Below are 17,339 nucleotides of genomic sequence, written 5' to 3'. Positions count from 1 at the left end.
ATTTACACCATGAATTGGCGACTCTGCAATCTCCCCAGACTGACTTCTGCTGCTCGATTCAAACCCGGCATGGTTAAGACTTTAGTGCGTAGTTTGGCAGGCGGTTGGGGGCAGAGGCCTCGCCGCAGGGCCTTACTCGCGCTGGGGTTGGCAACAGCCGTATTGGTCACTATGGCGCTGCCCCGCTCGGTATCGGTGGCCAATGCCCAAGACCTCACCGCCGCGCTCTGGACTCGGGCCTCGTTCCCGGTCGAAAATTTCCAAACCTATACCTCCCCCTTTGGCTACCGCAGTGACCCCTACAGCGGTAGCTCTCGTTTTCATTACGGCCTCGACCTGGCCGCCCCCAATGGCAGCTACATTCGCAACTGGTGGGCGGGCGAAGTGCTGTGGGTCGAAGGCGATGGTGCCTGCGGTACATCTATGGCGATTAAATCGGGGGAATGGACCCACATTTACTGCCACATGCAGGGCCATGTGGAGGGCAGCGGCCAGAACAAAGTCATGGTCGATCGCGATGGCGGCATTCAGCTGCGGGCGGGCCAGGCGATTCCGGCGGGGGCACGCATTGGTCGGGTGGGGATGACGGGCCGCACCACCGGGCCCCACCTGCACTGGGGTCTCAAATACCAAGACAACTGGGTTGACCCGGGTATGGTGCTGCGGGCCATGTACGTTGGCCAACAGGCGGCGCTGTAGGTCTCGGTGCCTTGCCCTTGGCGATGGTGGATAGCCTGGTTGGGGATGGTGATATTGACGGTGGGGGTGGCGATCGCCCAGCCGCTCCCGGCCCTAGCGGCGGACAGCCATCCCCCCCTGACGCTAGATCTGCTGCGCCAGCGGTTAGCTGCCCCGGTACAGCGGGAGGGCAGGCCCGCCGTTGATCTGCGCTACTACACCATTGACCTGCGGGCCGACAGCCCCCTGACCGATAGTTTTTACCGACTGCTGAGCAGCGGGCTACAAAAACCAGCCACGGCCCCGGCCCTAGACATCAGCTATGCCGTGGTGCAGGGCGATCTCGACTTGCAGCGCCTCGGCCAGCGCGAACCCCTCTACGGCGACAATCTTTCACCCCTGCTCAGCGATGCCGGGCGGGCTCAGCTCAAGCGCGATCGCCAGCGCCTGCTCCAGCTCAGTCGGCTCTCCCAGTCGCTGCTGATTCAAGGGCAGGGCAGCAGCCAGCAGATCTATCTGTTTAAAGCGCCGCTGGTGGCGGTGCAGACTCGCTTCACCGGCCAGGTGCTGGGGGGCGATACCTTCTTTTTGGGGCGGGTGCTGGCCAGCGGGGCGGTGTTTGACCAGGGGCTCACGGTGGGCGGGGCGCGCTTCAACCAAGCGGTGAATGTTTCGGGGGCCGATTTTCGCCAGGGGGTGCAGGCCAAGGGCAGTCTGTTTTTTGAGCCCGCCCGATTTGACCAGAGCCAGTTTCGCCGTGGGGCTACCTTTCAGGGGGCCGAGTTTAAGGCCGATGCCAACTTTAGTCGGGCGGTGCTGGCGGGCGACCTCAACTTTAGCCGAGTGCAGTGGCGGGGGGTGGCCGACTTTGCCCGCACGGTATGGCAAGACAGCGCCTTCTTTGTGCGCAGCTACTTTGCCAAGGCGCTGTTTTTTACCGAGGCCCGCTTTGACGCGCCGCTGGTGCTGCGCCAGACCCGCCTTGGCGAGCCGGTCAACCTGCGCAACGCCATGGTCGGCAGCGAGGTCGATCTGGGGGATGCGCTGTTTCTGCCAGGGGCCTACCTGAACGTGGCGGGCCTGGAGTTTAGCCTGGAGCAAACCCAAATTTTGGGCACCCCCGGCAAAATTGGCCGGGTGTTTTCGGTGCCGCAGCTGGCGGGCAACGAGACCCTGCTGCGCAACCTCGAGCGCAACTTTCGCAATCAGGAGCAGATTAGCGACGGTAACTCGATTGCCTACACCGCCGAGCGGCTGCGGCTGAAAAGCTGGCAGCAGCGGCTGCTGGGCACCAACATCAACACCGCCTCGGCACCGGCCCTAGTGCGGTTGGGGTTTACCGAGGCCCAGGCGGCGGCGGTGGTCAACCAGCGCCAAACCCAGACCTTTATTGGCACCGAGGGGGTGCTGAGCGTGCCGGGGGTTGACCTAGCGGCCTATCTGAAGGTGCGCGATCGCATCTTTGCCCGCGACACATTCCCCCTTACCCAGCGTTTTACCCTGGCCCTGCGCTGGCTGGGGCTGGGGGGCCTGGTGGTGCTAAGCCGCTACGGCACCAGCTTTGGCCTCACCTTTGGCCTGGGGCTGGTGGCCATCCCCACCTTTGCGCTGATGTTTTGGGTCGTCGATCGCTACCGCCGCCGCCGGGCTCCCCCAATTTTGCCGCCCCTGGAGGAAGGACTGTGGCTGGGAGGCGGCGGTAGCCTGCTGCTAGGCCTGGGGTTAAACGCCCTGCTGCGCTCCGCCGACTACCCGCTGCTCACCCTAGGCTTTTTGTTTGTGCTGCTGGTGCCGGTGCCCGCCCTGCTGATCGGCCTGGTGATCAAGCGCGGGCGCTACCACGACCTGATGGAGGAGAGCTACTTTGTCGAGGATGGTAGCCTGCGCCAGCTCAGGCTCTTGATCGCCCGCCTGCCGGTGATACCCAAGTTTCCGTTTTTTCGCGATCGCTACACCTACCTGCTGCTCGATCGCCGCTGGAACTGGCTAAACTACCTCGACTTTAGCCTCAACAACTGGCTGAAATTTGGCTTTAATGACATCCGATTACGAGATCAGCACGTACCGGGGTTGATTACGGCTTTGGTGTGGTATCAATGGGGGTTGGGTCTGCTCTACACGGCACTGCTACTGTGGACGCTCTCGCGCACCATTCCAGGTTTAAATCTGCTGATTTATTTCTAGCGCCGCCGTTGGTTCTTTTTCCATCAGACTGTGCACGCGTCCTGTGATTCAACCCTCTCCCTCAGACCTCAACCATCAGGCTAAATCCGATCTGCGCCGCCGCCTGATCAGCGCCCGCCAGAGCATTCCCCCCCAGCTGTGGAAGCAAAAGAGCGATCGCATCTGCGCCCACCTGCTCAACTGGAGCTACTTTCGCCAATGCCGCATTATCTTGGCCTACACCAGCTTTCGCCAAGAGCCCGACCTCAGCCCCCTGACGGCCCACCACCCCCACTGGGGTCTGCCCCGCTGCGTCGATAAAAAGCAGCTCACCTGGCACTACTGGTCGGCCAACAGCCGCTGGCCCCTGCGCAAGGGCTCCTACGGCATTGTTGAACCCCACCCCAGGTCGCCCCAGGTAGACTTGTCCCTGGTGGATCTCATTCTTGTGCCCGCCGTCGCCTGCGACGTGCGCGGCCACCGCCTCGGCTACGGCGGCGGCTACTACGATCGCCTGCTCAGCCAGCCCCCCTGGCAGAGCATCCCCACCGTGGGCATTGTGTTTGAATACGCCCGCCTGCCCACCCTGCCCAAAGACGTGTGGGATAAACCCCTCGCCGGAGTCTGCTCCGAAAGCGGCCTGTTTCTGGGTGGGAAATAACCGCCCCATCTTCCCTACCTTCCTCATCCCCTCACCCTCCCCATCTCCCTCCCATGCCCGGCCCTCACCCCACCACCCGCCACCCCATCCCCGGCGTCACCCGCACGGCCTTTCTCAACACCCTCGTCACCAACCCCAACATCGTCGTCGGCGACTATACCTACTACGACGATTTCGAGAATCCTGAAAACTTTGAGCGCAATGTGCTCTACCACTTCGACTTCATCGGCGACAAGCTGATCATCGGCAAGTTCTGCTCCATCGCCTCCGACGTCAAATTCATCATGAACGGCGGCAACCACCGTACCGACTGGTTTACCAACTACCCCTTCCCTATATTTGGCCAGGGCTGGGAGTCGGTCATGCCCAGCGAATGGCCCCACAAAGGCGATACCGTTATTGGCAACGACGTGTGGATTGGCTACGGTGCGACGCTCCTGCCCGGCGTGCAGGTGGGGGATGGGGCAATTATCGCTGCTCAATCGGTCGTTACCAAGTCGGTGCCTCCCTACGCCGTCGTTGGGGGCAACCCCGCCCAGCTGATTCGCTACCGCTTCGACGAGGCCACCATTGAGGCTCTGCTAGACCTTCAGTGGTGGCACTGGGATATTGAAAAAATCACCCGCCACCTGCCCGCCCTCTGCGGGGCTGACTTCCAGGCTTTGCAAAATGCCATCCGAAGCGTTTGATACGCCTCCGAGAGGGTATCGCCCCTGCTAACCGGGTACTTTTCTCGTCGTAAGCAAATCCTGTGGGATAGCCAGACGGCTATCCTCTCTCCAGCAACTAAAGCCTCACAGCAGCACCTAGGTTAATTCGCAGATCTCCTATAGAGCAAGCCTTCCATTAAATCAATCCGTTCACCTGCTCAACAGCCTGTTTCCAAGGGCGGGCGTTGACACCTAAGGCGTTTTGCAAGGCTGCCAAGGTTTTGTACTCTTTTGTCAAAGCAGCCTCTGTCCACACTTCTCTCCCAACCCTGCTCTAGCCGTGGCTGCTGAAACCGGCTGGGGCTGGCCCGCAAAATGGGTCAACTCTTGCTGGGTTTTCAGCATTCTGACCTGGCGCTCTAGCCGGGCAACGGCTAATTCATCGAGCCACTGTAGCTTCTCCTCAGTCTCCTGTCATGTTGCCCAGCCGCCCCCGCATCGAGTTGCGCGACTTGATGGCATTCATCAGCCGCTGCAGCAGGTTCTCATTCTCCTGTTTGTGTTTGATGGCCTTTGCAGAAGCCTTTTCAGCGGCTTGCTGCTGGTTTGCCAATTCGGCATCGGCGGCTTCGAGCTTGTTCCACAGGTCATCGACCTGTTTGCGGCGACTCTCCAGTTCCTCCATGCGTTGCGCTAGGTTGTGCTGGTGGGCTAAGGACGCGGACACTGAAGGTTGAGCGCGATTGAGGTTTTTCATAAGGCGAGTACCGCCTGGGTGACTCACGATCGCACAGTCGCAGAGGGCAGCGCAGTTGAGCTAAACCAAAACGCTGACCGTCTTGATCTGGTTGTTTGTGTTCTCGGCTAAACCATCTGGGGTACTCTTTGGGCAAATTCCTTCGGGTGGCTAAGAGCATGAAACGGCGCAGCATAGTTTATTACTTGTCTTTGGCGATCGCGGTAGCGGTGCTCTTAGTCTGGCCTTTGGGGTCGAGCGCCCCGGCCCAGCAGAGCACTGGATCGTCCCCATACCTGGGTGCCCTAGTGCGAGAGTACGAGGTCATTAGCATGCCCACCGCCAGCGCCTACTCGGTTTATACCACCAACACCGCCACCCCTCACCAGGTGTGGTACCGCGTCTACGGCGGCGATGCCCTGTTTCGTCAGCGGATGCGGGTCTACCAAGAAAATGCTGGCCCGCGCCCCATGAACCAGCTGCCGCCTGAGTCTGAGTTAAAGGAAGAAATCACCAACAATAATGCCACCCGCTGGTTTCGCTTTGGGTCGGAGGCGGATGTGTTTACCTACTATTTTGACGGCGACAATCGGCTGACCGCCGGCAGCCCCTGGCGCGATGCCTTTGGGGTCAAGGTCAAGCGCACTCGCTACGCCAACGGCAACCGCTATGAGGTCGCCTTCGAAGATCAAAACTCCCTCGACGACTTTGACGATCTCAAGCTTGAGGTCGTAATTCTTCAGTCGATCTAGCGGTGCCAGGCCAAAACCAGGCAAACAACGGCCTTGCCTGCCTCAACGGGGAAGATCTGCGCGATGATAGAGCGTAAGTATGGGTGAGGAAGGCTATGAATCGCTTTATGATTGGCGGCATTCTAGCGGCGTTGGTGTTAATGCTGATGGGCGGGCTCAACCGGATCCTCGGCGATCGCTCCCAGGAAGCGCCGCTCGCTAGCCAGCAAAATACCACCGCTCAGGACGTCAGTGACCTGGGCACGCTGCCCCTCGAACAGGCCGGTCGCCTAGTGCAGCGCCAGAGCGAGGTGGGTACCAATAACGGCATTGCGGCTACGGGAGACAGCACCTTTATCGATCAGGGCAGCGGTCGTACGACGATCTCTCCCTCCAATACGGGTACGGCGACGGGCACAGCCGGAACCAACGGTGTCACCGCCGCCCCCGGCAACGTGATTCCGCGCACCGGGGCGGCGACTACGTATCCAACTACGGGCGGCGACATTGCGCCCATTCAGCCGGGCCTGGTGCAGCCCGGTGTGGTCGAGCGTCCGGCCCCTGACCCCGACTTAGACTCGATTCCAGCTCTGTGGTAGAGGGTCTTCTCTCACACTTTCCTCGCACTTCCCTCGCACCAGAGGCGCGGCATCGCCCCCTGCGGTGGCCGACTGGTGGCCTAAAATAAAGGCTGAGCACTTGAGTTGAACGGCATGGCAAATCAGGGAATCGACGTCCTGGTGGTGGGCGGCGGGGTTATTGGCTTGGCAATCGCCCTAGAGCTGCGGCAGCAGGGGGCCGCCGTTACCGTACTCAGCCGCGATTTTCAGCAGGCGGCCAGCCATGCCGCTGCGGGCATGCTAGCTCCCTGCGCCGAAGGGCTGCCGCCGGGGCCAATGCTCGATCTCTCCCTCGCCAGTCTGGCGCTGTATCCCAGCTGGGTGAGCAAACTGGAATCGCTCACCGGACAGTCGGTGGGCTACTGGCCCTGCGGCATTTTGGCTCCGCGCCGCACGGCTCCAGCGCTACCCATCGAGGGCTGGTTGGATGCTGCAACGTTAAGCTATTGCCAGCCGGGCCTCAGTTCTGATGTGCAGGGAGCGTTTTGGTACCCCGACGAGGGCCAGGTGGATAACCGTTTACTGGTGCAGGCGCTGCGATCGGCGGTGATTGACCTGGGGGTGACCCTGCACGAGGGCACTGGGGCGATCGCCCTACGCCAGTATCAGGGGCGCGTTGAGCGGGTTTGCACCGCCGAGGCGGGGGACTTTAGCGCCGGTCATGTCGTGCTGGCCACTGGGGCCTGGGCCCACGAGCTGCTGCCCCTGCCGGTGTTTCCCAAAAAGGGCGAAATGGCGAGCCTGCGGGTGCCCCCCGGCTACGGCACCCCCCAGCCCTTGCAGCGGGTGCTGTTTGGCGAAGACACCTACATTGTGCCCCGCCGAGATGGCCGTATTGTGCTGGGGGCCACCAGCCAGGAGGTGGGCTTTGCGCCCCACAACACGGCGGGCGGGGTGCATCAGCTGATGGGCAATGCGATCGCCCTGCTGCCCATGCTGGCCGACTTCACCCTCGAAGAAACCTGGTGGGGGTACCGCCCGGCCACCCCCGACGAGTGGCCCATCCTCGGCCCCGGCCCCGCCGCCAACCTCACCCTGGCCACCGGCCACTATCGCAACGGTATTTTGCTCGCCCCCGTTACCGCCCAGCTGGTAGCCCAGGCGGTGCTGGGCAAGCCTGAGCCTCGCCTAGATGCCTTCTCCTGGCAGCGCTTCCACACCGCCTCGCCAACGCCTCCCCACCTTCCCGCTGTTTCTCCTACCCCTCAGGCTATGACCTTTACCGATGCTGCCCCGGCGACCCCCGCTCCCCTGGGAACGAACCTTTCCTTCGCCAGCGACCCAACTGACACCCCCCTAACCATCGCTGGACGCACCTTTTCGTCGCGGCTGATGACCGGCACCGGCAAGTACGACGATTTTGAGGTGATGCGCCAGAGCATTGCCGCCAGCGGCTGCGACATTGTCACCGTGGCGGTGCGGCGGGTGCAGACCAACGCCCCTGGCCACCAGGGACTAGGCGAAGCCCTCGACTGGTCAAAAATTTGGATGCTGCCCAACACGGCGGGCTGCAAAACCGCCGAGGAGGCCATTCGCGTAGCTCGCCTGGGCCGCGAAATGGCCAAACTGCTGGGTCAGGAAGACAACAACTTCGTCAAGCTCGAAGTCATCCCCGACGCTAAGTACCTGCTGCCCGACCCAATTGGCACCCTAGAAGCCGCTGAACAGCTTGTGAAAGAAGGCTTTGCGGTGCTGCCCTACATCAACGCCGACCCGCTGCTGGCCAAGCGCCTAGAAGAGGCGGGCTGCGCCACCGTCATGCCCCTGGGGTCGCCCATTGGCTCGGGTCAAGGCATTCGCAACGCCGCCAACATTCAAATCATTATCGAAACGGCCAACATTCCGGTGGTGGTGGATGCCGGGATTGGCACCCCCAGCGAAGCCGCCGAAGCCATGGAAATGGGGGCCGATGCGCTGCTGATCAACACCGCGATCGCCAAAGCCGCCAACCCGATCGCCATGGGTCGCGCTATGGGTCTAGCCACCGTGGCCGGTCGCCTGGCCTACCGCGCTGGGCGGATTCCGGTGCAGGGGGTAGCGAGTGCCAGTTCGCCGCTGACGGGGCGGGTGACGGAGTAGCGGTAACTGTAGGTCGGCAAATTTTGCCGACCTACAGTTACCGTTAGTCCACAATCTTCACCCGTCCCAGCTGAATCGCATCGAACAGGCGATTGACCTGCTTGCGCTCGCTTTCATCGACGGTGCCATCGGCCAGTACCAGAGTCGTTAACTCCTGGTACTGCGCTTGGGTGATGATGCGGGCCTGAATAAGCTGGCTAACAAGATCGGTAATAGGGCAGCCAGGCTGAGCGGGTGACGACATAGGGCAGACCCTTGGCAAAGGTAATGTACCAGTTGTAACCGTTCGATACCGCTGGTGGCGAACACTACAGGCTCCAGTTAAGCAAGGCGGCAATCTGCTGGGCCAAGGTGAGGGGATTAAAGGGTTTGGTAATGAGGCCCGTCACCTGGAGGGCGGCAAAGCGGGCGCGATCGCGCGCCAGCACCTTAGAGGTGAGCACAATCACAGGAATTGCCTGGGTGGCGGGATGGTTTTGCAGCTTTTCATAGATCTCAAAGCCATCCATATCGGGCAGAGAAATATCCAGCAAAATAACATCAATTGCCTTTCCCTGGACTAGCTGCAACCCTTCGGTTCCAGAGGTTGCCCCAAAGGTTTGCCAACCCGCCAGCTCCTCCAGCGCCGCCTGCACAATGGCGCGGATATCCTCTTCATCGTCAATCACCAGCACCCGCTTAGTCATGGCTGGGCTCCGGAAGGAGGGGCATCTGCACAAAAAAAGTGCTGCCTTGACCCAGCTGGCTCTCGGCCCAAATCCGGCCCTGGTGCTGCTGCACAATCCGCTTGCAGATTGCCAAGCCCAGCCCTGTGCCGCCGCGCTGCCGCGAGTCCGAGACATCCACCTGCTGAAACTGATCGAAAATCACCTCCAGTTTTTCGGCGGGAATGCCGCGGCCGTGGTCTTGCACTGTAAACAGCACCGAGGCTGTTGATGCCGCGGCATCAACAGCCTCGGTGCTGGCCTTAACCCACACCGTCCCCCCCGGGCGCGAAAACTTGATGGCGTTGCTGAGCAGGTTAGTCAGCACCTGAATGAGGCCGTCGGGGGCGGCCCAAAGCGTCAGATTTAGCGGCACAAGGACAAGGGTAATGCCGGAGCGATCGGCCAGGGGCTGAACGCTGTCGATGGCCTGGTACATCAGGGTGGCCACCTGACAGACCTCTTTTTCGAGCTGCACTTTGCCCGATTCGAGGCGCTCAAAGCTGAGAATGTCATCGACTAGGCGCACCAGGCGATCGCTGTTGGTAATGGCAATGTCGAGCATGCGGCGGGCCTTCTCGGGGCGATTGGCGTAGACCCCAGCCCCAAGCAGCGCCAGCGCCCCCTGAATGGCGGTAATCGGGGTGCGCAACTCGTGGCTGACCACGGAGATGAACTCATCTTTCATGCGGTCGATGGCCAGGCGATCGCGAATATCCTGCACGTGGCCCACTGAATAGAGGGGGATGCCTGCCGAGTCGTGAATGACGGCGGCATTGACTACCACTGGAATCGACTCTCCCTGCTTGGTGAGATAGCGCTTTTCCATCTGGTAGGTGCGGGCTGCGCCGCTCATCATGCGCTGAAACCCGGCCCAATCCTCGACCCAGTCGTCGGGATGGGTGATGTCTTTGAAGGTCAGCGCCAGCAGCTCGGCCTCGGTGTAGCCCAGCAGGGTGCAGTAGTAGGCGTTGGCCAGCACAAACTGCCCGGAGGTTGACACCAGCGAAATGCCGTAGGGGGCGTCGTCAAAGGCGCTGCGAAAGCGGGCTTCGCTATGGCGCAGCGCTGCTTCGGTGCGCTTGCTCTCGGTGATATTTTCTACGGTGCCGACCACCCGCACTACCTGGCCCGCCTCGTTAAACAGCGGAAATGCCTTTGACCGCAGCCAGCGCAGGTCGCCCCCGGGGGTGATGTAGCGATACTCCTGATCAAAGTTTTCGCCCCGCCGTTCTCGTTCTAGGGCGGCGATGATGCGATCGCGATCGTCGGGGTGAATGCAGGCGATCCATTGGGCTTCGCTGTCGGGGCCGGGGGCAGCAACGGGGTCTATGCCTCGAATTTCCCAGTAGGCCGAATTGACGTAGGCATAGTGGGCCGTCTCGGTATCGTAGACAAAAAAGCCCTCCTGTACCGCCTCGGCCAGCTGCCGAAAGCGGGTTTCGCTCTCCTGCAGGGCCAACTCTACCTGTTTGCGATCGGTGATATCCATCGAGACGCCCACCAGCTTGACCACCCGCCCCTGGTCGTCGAAGACCGGCTCCCCTCGGGCGTCGAGGTAGTGAACTGAGCCATCGGGATGGATCGGGCGCAGGTCTACCTGATAGGCAAGGCCCTCGGCAATGGCGATTTCTAGGCGCTGGGTGAGGCGATCGCGATCCTCGGTTGGCAGCTTTTGCAGCAGCTCGTCGTAGGTAGGGGCGGCCGAGGCTGGCTCCAGCCCCCAGTTGCGAAAGGTCATCTCCGACCAGGCGATCCCCCGGCTGGCGACGTCAAATTCCCAGTAGCCCACCTGGGCTACCCGCTGGGCCAGAGCCAGCTGCTGCTGACTTTCGCGCAGGGCGGCTTCGGCCCGATGGCGATCGGTGATGTCCCGATGGGTGACAATCAGGCAGTCCTGGCCATCCAAGGCCTGGGCCTCGGCAGAGAGCAGCACGGTTTTAACCTCGCCCGCCTTCGTACTGATTTGAATTTCTAGGTTGCGCACCCGGCCCTGCTGCTCCAGTAGGGCTCGGTAGCGATGGCGCTGGCTCAGGTCGGCCCACAGGTTGAGCTCGATGGCCGTGCGCCCCACCATTTCGTCTCGGGCGTAGCCAAAAAACTCCAGCAGACTGTGGTTGACATCGAGCAGACGGCCCTCGGCCCGAGTGGCAATGGCCATGGGGTCAGGGCTGGTGCGAAAAATGGTGGTGAACTTAGTCTCTGACTCGGTCAGGGTGGTCTGCATGCGCTGAAACGACTGCTGCAGCTGGTCGGCCATCTGGTTGAAGGAGCGCGCCAGGTGGTTAAATTCGCTAATGCGGCTGTTGGTGGGTAACCGCTGGGCCAAATTGCCCGCCGCCAGCTCGCCGCTGACCCGGGCAAACAGCCGCAGGCGGGCCAGTAGTCCCTGGGTAAGCAAGGCCCCAAGGGCGATCGCCCCGGCCAGGGTGAGCAGCGACAGCAGCAAAAATTGGCCCACCCGATCGGGCCACTGCCCAGCCGACAAGTAGCCCACCACCACCATTGCCACCAGCGTAAACACCCCAGCGGCACCGTTAGCACCCAGTGCAGCGGTAGAGGGGGAGGCAGGGGACTCAGTCGGGGCAGGCGCATAGGGTGAGCAGACCGCTAGGATCGCATACATGGTCTAGGGGTCTAGGGCATTGCTCCGGGGCTTTCATAGCTAGGCGATACCGTCTCGTCCCCAGCCGCAAGCAGCAGCGATCGCTTCAGCAGCTCCAGTCGGTTAGTCAGCTGGGGCCGCAGCTGGTGGTGGGGCGCAGAGCGCAGCAGCAGCTCAATCGTCTCCGCCACCGCCGATGCCTGAGTATAGCCAAACAGCCCCAGCCCTCCGGCCAGGCGGTGGGCTTCGGTGATGGCCAACTGCCGCTGTTCAAGGCTGAAGCTGCCAGATTCAAGCGCCTCCATGGCCCTGTCTAAGACCTCCAGCCGCTGCTCAAGGGTAGCTCGAAACCGCTGGGTGGCCTGCTGCATCACCTTGTCCAGGCGGGGCGTGGGCGGGCGAGCCTCGTGGGCCGGGGAAGCCTCAGGCTCGTCTTGGGGAACGGTCTTGAGCCGATAGCCCAGCCCGTAGACTGTCTCAATGGGGCTGGCCACCAGACCCGCCGCCTTCAGCCGCTGGCGCAGGTCTTTGATCAAGTTTGTGACCGAGCCTTCGACCGGGGTGTCGGCCATGGGCCACAGATGATCGATAATGGCGCTGCGGGTCAGCATCCGCTGGGGGTGGCGCAAAAATAGCTCTAGTAATTCGTATTCTTTGGGTCTACAGGCAATGGGCTGGTGGCGGTAGGTCACCTGGGTCAGGGCCGGGTCGAGGCGCAGCTCACCCCAGCTCAGGATCGGCGCGGCAGCGCTGCTGCGGCGCAGCAGTGCCCGCACCCGCGCCAGCAGCTGCGCCGCATCGCAGGATTTAGCCAGGTAGTCATCGGCCCCAGCGTCTAGCCCGGCGACAATGTCGGCGCTGGCCGCCCTGCTCGTCAGCATCAGAATGGGGGTGCGGCTGCCCTGGGCCCGCAGGCGACGACACACTTCGAGCCCGTCTAGGGTGGGCAGCATCCAGTCGACAATCAGCAGATCGTAGGGCCAGCAGCTGGCTAGATCGAGGCCGGTAGCACCGTCGGCGATCGCATCGACGGCGTAGCGATGGGTCGCCAGAGTATCAGCCAGAAAGTCACTGGTGGACGGATCATCCTCTAGCAGCAGTATTTTCATTACAAGGGGGCATCAGCAAAATATATCTAAAGAGAGATGTTATCTTGCCATCTACCATACTCCGGTCGCTCGCAGGCTACAATCCCCTCGTCGACAATGGCAACCGTTTAGACCGGTCTATGGCTATGCTGCTGGATGAATGTTTCGACCTGGTCAGGGGGCAGCGGCGGCGCAATCCAGTAGCCCTGAAACGCGTCACAGCCCAACTGCTCTAGTAGACCGATCTGAAATTCGGTTTCGACCCCTTCGGCGATCACCGTCATGCCCAACGATTTGGCAATCTGAATGATGGCTTTGACAATGCTGACATCATCGTGGTCAACGTCAATATTTTCGACAAACGATTGGTCAATCTTCAGGGTATTGATCGGAAATTGCTTGAGATAGCTGAGGGATGAATAGCCGGTGCCAAAGTCATCAATTTTGATGTCAATGCCCTGGGCCTGAAGGTGCGACAGCGTCGATAGCACGCCCTTTACATTCAGCAACAGCAGCCTTTCCGTCACCTCTAGACCTAAATTAATCGCTGGCAGCGATGTCCGTTCCAGAATGGCCTTGATCTGCTCAAGAAAGTCAGGCTGTTCAAAATGCGCCGCCGCCACATTCACATTCATCGTCAGCCCCTTGGCCACCGGAAACCGATGACACCAATCGGCCATCTGGCGGCAGGCGGTCTCAAAAATCCAATCGCTGAGGGGAATAATCAGCCCCATCTCCTCGGCAAGGGGAATAAATTCGCCGGGGGCAATCAGCCCGCGCTGGGGATGCACCCACCGCACCAGGGCCTCAAACCCCAGCAGCTGCCGAGTGGCCAGGCTGGCGATCGGTTGATAGTAGAGAATGAAGTCTTGGCGCTCTAGGGCCTGGCGCAGATGGGTTTCTAGCTCAAACAGCTCGATCGCGCTGGCGTGCATGGCCGGGTTAAAAACTTCGTAGCCAGCCGCCTGCCCCCTAGCCTTGGCCCGATACATGGCGTTGTCGGCATCTCGCAGCAGGTCTTCGCCCCGGTTGTAGGTGGGGCTAGATAGGGCAATGCCCAGGCTAGCGGAGGTAAAGACCGTGTGGCCCATCAGCGTAAACGGCGCTTTGATGTCTCCCTGAATGCGCTCCACCACCTGGATAGCCTCGTGCAGGCCAGAAATTTGCTCTAGCAGAATGACAAACTCATCGCCCCCCAGGCGGGCCACGGTATCGCTAGCCCTGACGTGGCGTTGCAGAATGTGGGCAATTTGCACCAGCAGCTGATCGCCCACCAGATGCCCCAAACTGTCGTTGATCACCTTGAAGCGGTCTAGGTCGATAAATAAAACGGCAAACAGCTGGTCTGGGTAGCGCTTGACCCGCTGCACCGCCTGATCGAGGCGCTCGGTGAACAGGGTGCGGTTGGGCAGGCCGGTGAGGGCATCGTGCAGGGCCTGGTGGCGCAGTTCTTCTTCGGCTAATTTGCGATCGCTAATATCGATAAAGGTCACCACCACCTGGGTCAGCCCCTGGGCATCGTCAAAGGTGGGAAATGCGTTGACTAAGACCCAGGTGCAGTCTTGGTTTTGGGGGTGACAAACGCCCAGCACATAGTTTTGTAGCGGACTTTGGCTCGCAATCACCTGAGCCGCTGGATGGTGCTCGGCCGTTAACGCCACTCCAGTTTCATCCACAATGGGGCAGGGGTGGTGGACGATTCGCTGGCCCTCCATGGCCTCCATCGGTAGCCCCAAGAGCTGAGCCGCCATCTGGTTACACATCACAATACTGGTATCGGGAGCGTAGACGATTACCCCCGCGTGGAGATGGCTTACCAGCAGGCGATAGTTAGCCTCGCTGTGGCGCAGTTTTTCAAGGGCAACTTCTAAGGAGTGGGTCTGATCTTGCAGCGCTTGATTGGCAGTGGCCAGGGCCTCGGTACGCTGTTCGACCCGCTGCTCTAAGGTTTCTAAGGTTTGCCGCAGCTGGCTCACCATATGGTTAAAGGCCTGGGCCACCGCCGTAAATTCGTTGTCTCCTGCGATCGCCAGGGGCTGGCTCAGGTCTTGCTGGGCAATGCGATCGGCGGCGATCGCCATCAGCGTGAGGGGGGTCATAATCCGCCGACCCAGCAAAACGCTGGCCCAGATCGCCAGGGCCAAGGCAGTTAGGGCCGTGGCCAGCAGGGCGGCGCTGCTCTGGTTAGCAGTGTTGGCTAGTTCAAGTCGGGCCGCAGTGGAGCGGGCGGCCGAGCGATCGCTCACGGTTTGAATAATCTTGTTAATGTCTCGATTGATATTGGCCGCAATGATGCGGTTGACCTGCACCTGCTGATCGAGAAACAGCAGGGCACTGAGGGAGATGCGGTAGGTTTGCATCAGCGCCTGGGCCTCAGGGTCTAATGCCCCAGCTGGCAGCTGCTTCAGGGTGGCAGACAGCTGGTCTAGACCCGATTGCAGATCGTCGAGATAGGCGGAGTCTTGAGTGTTGAGGTAGGTCTGCTGCTGAGCCATCGTCTGCCACACCAGCATCCGTAGGGTCGTAGTCTCTGAGCGCTGGCTGTCGGGTAAGGCGGCGAGCAAATCCTCCAGCTGCTGGTGAACCTCGTGGTTCAGGCTATCCTCCGCATTGCGGCGAGTGGTGGTTTCAAAGGCCGATTCGTAGTTGTTAAACAGCGAGTCCAGCCGGGCAAATTCTTCAGCCAGCTCAGGATTTTGAGCTTCTAATGCCCTCAGATCGGCTAAATGCTGGCGGGCCTGGGCCAAATAGGCCCGGTTTGTTTCTACATGCCCCTGGGCATCAAGGCCAATATTTCCCTCTTGCCAGGTATCAAAATAGGCCTCCTCAGCCTGCCGCGCCAGCAAAAAATTGGTTTTTAGCTCTAAGCTCAGCTCCCGCAGCTGGGCGGCGTTGTCGAGGGTGGTCTGGCTGCGGTGCCGCAGCCGTTGCAAACTGCCGTAGCCAATGGCCGCGCTGATGCCGTGCAGCAGCAAAATGGTGCCAAACCCCAACATCAGCTGGGCCCGAATGGTTTTAAACCACCGCAAACGGTTGATCATGGCGACCCCTCGCCCGCCATCAGCTGCTTCACGGTGGTCTGGAGCTGGTCGGCGGCCAGGGCAGGCTGTGCCCCGTCATAGATTTGGTGAATGGTTGCCGCGATCGCCAGGGCTACCTGGTTCCATTTGGGGTGCAGCACCGCAGTCGGGCGCGAGGTTTGCATCGCGGTTTGCACCGCCAGGGCATAGTCGAAGTTAATCGCCTCGGTGTAAACCGACGGCGTCAACCAGCTCGAAAACCGGGGAGCCCCACCCGTGGCAACGGCAATTTTAGCCTCTACCGCCTGGCTGGTGGCCCATTGAATAAACAGCCAGGCGGCCTGGGGCTGGCTAGACCGCCGGGGAATGCCAAGCCCCCACAGCCAGTGGCCCGTCAGGCTCTGTTGGTGAACCCGAGGCAGCACGGTATAGCCCACCTGACCGGCGATCGCAGAGGTGTCCCCCTGCTCAAAGTCAGGCCCAAACAGACTGGCATCAATGTAAAACGCCGCTTTCCCCGCCTGAAATAGCTGGGTGGCCTCTGGCCAGTCCATCTGTTTGATATTGGCTGGCCCCGCCTGCATCAGCCGGGCATATGTGGTCAGCCCCTCGACAACCCGAGGAGCATTCATGCAGGGCTTTTGCCAGTCGCCGTCGAACCACAGGTTAAAGGGCAGCGGGGTTGGCTCAGCCCCCCAACCGTTGAGCATAATCCCCGATACCGTATCGATAATGGCGTCAGATTTAACCCCGCGCATCACTGCTCCCAACGCCTGGCCGCTCTCGTTAATCTGGGTAGCAGCCTGCACCAACTCGGCCATGGTTTGGGGCACCCGACCCGCCAAAAATTGATTCACCAGGCGCTTGTTATAGAACAAAATATACGCTTCAAAGGTAGCGGGAATGCCAAATAGCTGCTGACTGCTGCGGTTGGGCGGATACATAGCCGCCAGCCGAAATCCTTCGGGGAAATCAAACAGGTTGTAGCTAGCCGTCGTTAGCGTCGGGTTGTTCAGCAACGGCGTTAGCGGTAGCAGCAGATCATCTCCCCACAGACGGTAGGCCGTAGAATCCATCGGCAAGAAAAAGGCATCCGCCTGCACAGGGTCAGCCCGCAGGATGGCTTCCATCTCGGCAAAGTACGCCGGTTCCGCCACCATGCGAGGCTTCAAGGTGATGCCAGTCAAGGCCTCAAATTCTGGCAAGTAAGGCTGAATGCCGCTGGTCCAGGGATGGTCATCCAGCAGTAGTCCAATCTCATCCCCCGCAAACCGTCGCCAGTCAAACTTCTGGCCGAAATCGATCGCAGCCTCCCGGGTAGGGGAACGGGCCAATCGACGGCAGCTGGTGGTCAAGCTCGTCAACATCCCCGACGCCACCGCAAGTTGCATAAATCGACGTCGCCTAAAGCCCCCCGTCGAGGCAGAAAATGGCTTTGGTATCATAGTGACAATTCATCAGGATCGCTGACCAGTGGAAAACTGACCAGCGTTTCCTTAAGAATGCCCCCAATGGGTCAGCGATTGTTTTAAAGGTTCTGTGACATTGTCGGTTTTCAGCAAACTAGAAAATTCCGCTGGCGCATTATGGCGCTTGATGCATGC

14 protein-coding genes and 1 pseudogene are annotated in these 17,339 nt (G+C 60.7%); 8 read left to right on the top strand and 7 right to left on the bottom strand.

The window, feature by feature from the left end; translation table 11 throughout:
* Positions 1 to 171: 171 nt before the first annotated feature.
* From VB780_RS04775 to VB780_RS04760, 4 genes are read left to right on the top strand one after another with little or no spacing between them, the layout of a single operon-like run.
* A complete protein-coding gene (locus VB780_RS04775) occupies positions 172 to 699 on the top strand; it encodes a M23 family metallopeptidase (protein ID WP_323349996.1) in 528 nt (175 codons plus the stop codon).
* A gap of 45 nt (positions 700 to 744) precedes the next feature.
* On the top strand, positions 745 to 2,862 hold the full coding sequence (locus VB780_RS04770; RefSeq protein WP_323349995.1) for a pentapeptide repeat-containing protein: 2,118 nt from the start codon (positions 745 to 747) through the stop codon (positions 2,860 to 2,862).
* A gap of 43 nt (positions 2,863 to 2,905) precedes the next feature.
* A complete protein-coding gene (locus tag VB780_RS04765; protein ID WP_323349994.1) occupies positions 2,906 to 3,502 on the top strand; it encodes a 5-formyltetrahydrofolate cyclo-ligase in 597 nt (198 codons plus the stop codon).
* 53 nt (positions 3,503 to 3,555) lie between these two features.
* Positions 3,556 to 4,191 (top strand): CatB-related O-acetyltransferase, encoded by a 636-nt coding sequence (locus VB780_RS04760; RefSeq protein WP_323349993.1) that lies wholly within the window; start codon positions 3,556 to 3,558, stop codon positions 4,189 to 4,191.
* A 424-nt stretch (positions 4,192 to 4,615) separates the two neighbouring features.
* Here the strand turns inward: VB780_RS04760 and VB780_RS04755 are convergent, their stop codons facing one another.
* Entirely contained in the window at positions 4,616 to 4,879 is a 264-nt protein-coding gene (locus VB780_RS04755; RefSeq protein WP_323349992.1) for a hypothetical protein, read from the bottom strand.
* 188 nt (positions 4,880 to 5,067) lie between these two features.
* Between VB780_RS04755 and VB780_RS04750 the strand changes: the two genes are divergently transcribed.
* The 4 genes and pseudogenes from VB780_RS04750 to VB780_RS31320 all read left to right on the top strand — a co-directional run bounded on the left by VB780_RS04750 (position 5,068) and on the right by VB780_RS31320 (position 8,318).
* A complete protein-coding gene (locus VB780_RS04750; protein WP_323349991.1) occupies positions 5,068 to 5,640 on the top strand; it encodes a hypothetical protein in 573 nt (190 codons plus the stop codon).
* A gap of 95 nt (positions 5,641 to 5,735) precedes the next feature.
* The gene (locus VB780_RS04745) at positions 5,736 to 6,218 is read left to right on the top strand and encodes a hypothetical protein (protein ID WP_323349990.1); all 483 of its coding nucleotides are present in this window, start codon (positions 5,736 to 5,738) and stop codon (positions 6,216 to 6,218) included.
* Positions 6,219 to 6,332: 114 nt separating this feature from the next.
* A pseudogene (gene thiO / locus VB780_RS31325) lies at positions 6,333 to 7,343 on the top strand (glycine oxidase ThiO); the annotation flags it as partial.
* 147 nt (positions 7,344 to 7,490) lie between these two features.
* A complete protein-coding gene (locus VB780_RS31320; RefSeq protein WP_416349199.1) occupies positions 7,491 to 8,318 on the top strand; it encodes a thiazole synthase in 828 nt (275 codons plus the stop codon).
* 43 nt (positions 8,319 to 8,361) lie between these two features.
* Here VB780_RS31320 and VB780_RS04735 read toward each other — a convergent pair whose 3' ends face one another.
* The 6 genes from VB780_RS04735 to VB780_RS04710 form a co-directional block, all read right to left on the bottom strand.
* Positions 8,362 to 8,562, bottom strand: coding sequence for a hypothetical protein (locus tag VB780_RS04735; protein WP_323349988.1), 201 nt, complete (start codon positions 8,560 to 8,562; stop codon positions 8,362 to 8,364).
* A 64-nt stretch (positions 8,563 to 8,626) separates the two neighbouring features.
* Complete coding sequence (locus VB780_RS04730; RefSeq protein WP_323349987.1) at positions 8,627 to 9,004, bottom strand: response regulator; 378 nt, start codon at positions 9,002 to 9,004, stop codon at positions 8,627 to 8,629.
* On the bottom strand, positions 8,997 to 11,648 hold the full coding sequence (locus tag VB780_RS04725) for a PAS domain S-box protein (RefSeq protein WP_323349986.1): 2,652 nt from the start codon (positions 11,646 to 11,648) through the stop codon (positions 8,997 to 8,999). Before VB780_RS04725 ends, VB780_RS04730 begins: the two co-directional genes overlap by 8 nt.
* Positions 11,649 to 11,659: 11 nt before the next feature.
* Positions 11,660 to 12,736 carry a response regulator gene (locus VB780_RS04720; protein WP_323349985.1) on the bottom strand — a complete coding sequence of 359 codons (1,077 nt, stop codon included), beginning with the start codon at positions 12,734 to 12,736 and terminating at the stop codon, positions 11,660 to 11,662.
* A 107-nt stretch (positions 12,737 to 12,843) separates the two neighbouring features.
* The gene (locus VB780_RS04715; protein WP_323349984.1) at positions 12,844 to 15,756 is read right to left on the bottom strand and encodes an EAL domain-containing protein; all 2,913 of its coding nucleotides are present in this window, start codon (positions 15,754 to 15,756) and stop codon (positions 12,844 to 12,846) included.
* A complete protein-coding gene (locus tag VB780_RS04710; RefSeq protein ID WP_323349983.1) occupies positions 15,753 to 17,102 on the bottom strand; it encodes an extracellular solute-binding protein in 1,350 nt (449 codons plus the stop codon). The genes VB780_RS04715 and VB780_RS04710 overlap by 4 nt, the downstream gene beginning before the upstream one ends.
* Positions 17,103 to 17,339 lie beyond the last annotated feature (237 nt).

This window comes from Leptolyngbya sp. CCNP1308, assembly GCF_034932455.1.
GTDB lineage: Bacteria > Cyanobacteriota > Cyanobacteriia > Phormidesmidales > Phormidesmidaceae > Nodosilinea.
Note: the sequence above shows the minus strand (reverse complement) of the source record. Positions and strands in the feature narration are given on the sequence as shown.

Excerpts from the sequence above, each read along its gene's own strand:
- VB780_RS04710 (WP_323349983.1), bottom strand. The coding sequence starts at position 17,102 with ATGTTGACGAGCTTGACCACCAGCTGCCGTCGATTGGCCCGTTCCCCT.
- VB780_RS04750 (WP_323349991.1), top strand. The coding sequence starts at position 5,068 with ATGAAACGGCGCAGCATAGTTTATTACTTGTCTTTGGCGATCGCGGTA.
- VB780_RS04760 (WP_323349993.1), top strand. The coding sequence starts at position 3,556 with ATGCCCGGCCCTCACCCCACCACCCGCCACCCCATCCCCGGCGTCACC.
- VB780_RS04735 (WP_323349988.1), bottom strand. The coding sequence starts at position 8,562 with ATGTCGTCACCCGCTCAGCCTGGCTGCCCTATTACCGATCTTGTTAGC.
- VB780_RS04770 (WP_323349995.1), top strand. The coding sequence starts at position 745 with ATGGTGATATTGACGGTGGGGGTGGCGATCGCCCAGCCGCTCCCGGCC.
- VB780_RS04715 (WP_323349984.1), bottom strand. The coding sequence starts at position 15,756 with ATGATCAACCGTTTGCGGTGGTTTAAAACCATTCGGGCCCAGCTGATG.
- VB780_RS04745 (WP_323349990.1), top strand. The coding sequence starts at position 5,736 with ATGAATCGCTTTATGATTGGCGGCATTCTAGCGGCGTTGGTGTTAATG.
- VB780_RS04730 (WP_323349987.1), bottom strand. The coding sequence starts at position 9,004 with ATGACTAAGCGGGTGCTGGTGATTGACGATGAAGAGGATATCCGCGCC.
- VB780_RS04725 (WP_323349986.1), bottom strand. The coding sequence starts at position 11,648 with ATGTATGCGATCCTAGCGGTCTGCTCACCCTATGCGCCTGCCCCGACT.
- VB780_RS04720 (WP_323349985.1), bottom strand. The coding sequence starts at position 12,736 with ATGAAAATACTGCTGCTAGAGGATGATCCGTCCACCAGTGACTTTCTG.
- VB780_RS04775 (WP_323349996.1), top strand. The coding sequence starts at position 172 with ATGGCGCTGCCCCGCTCGGTATCGGTGGCCAATGCCCAAGACCTCACC.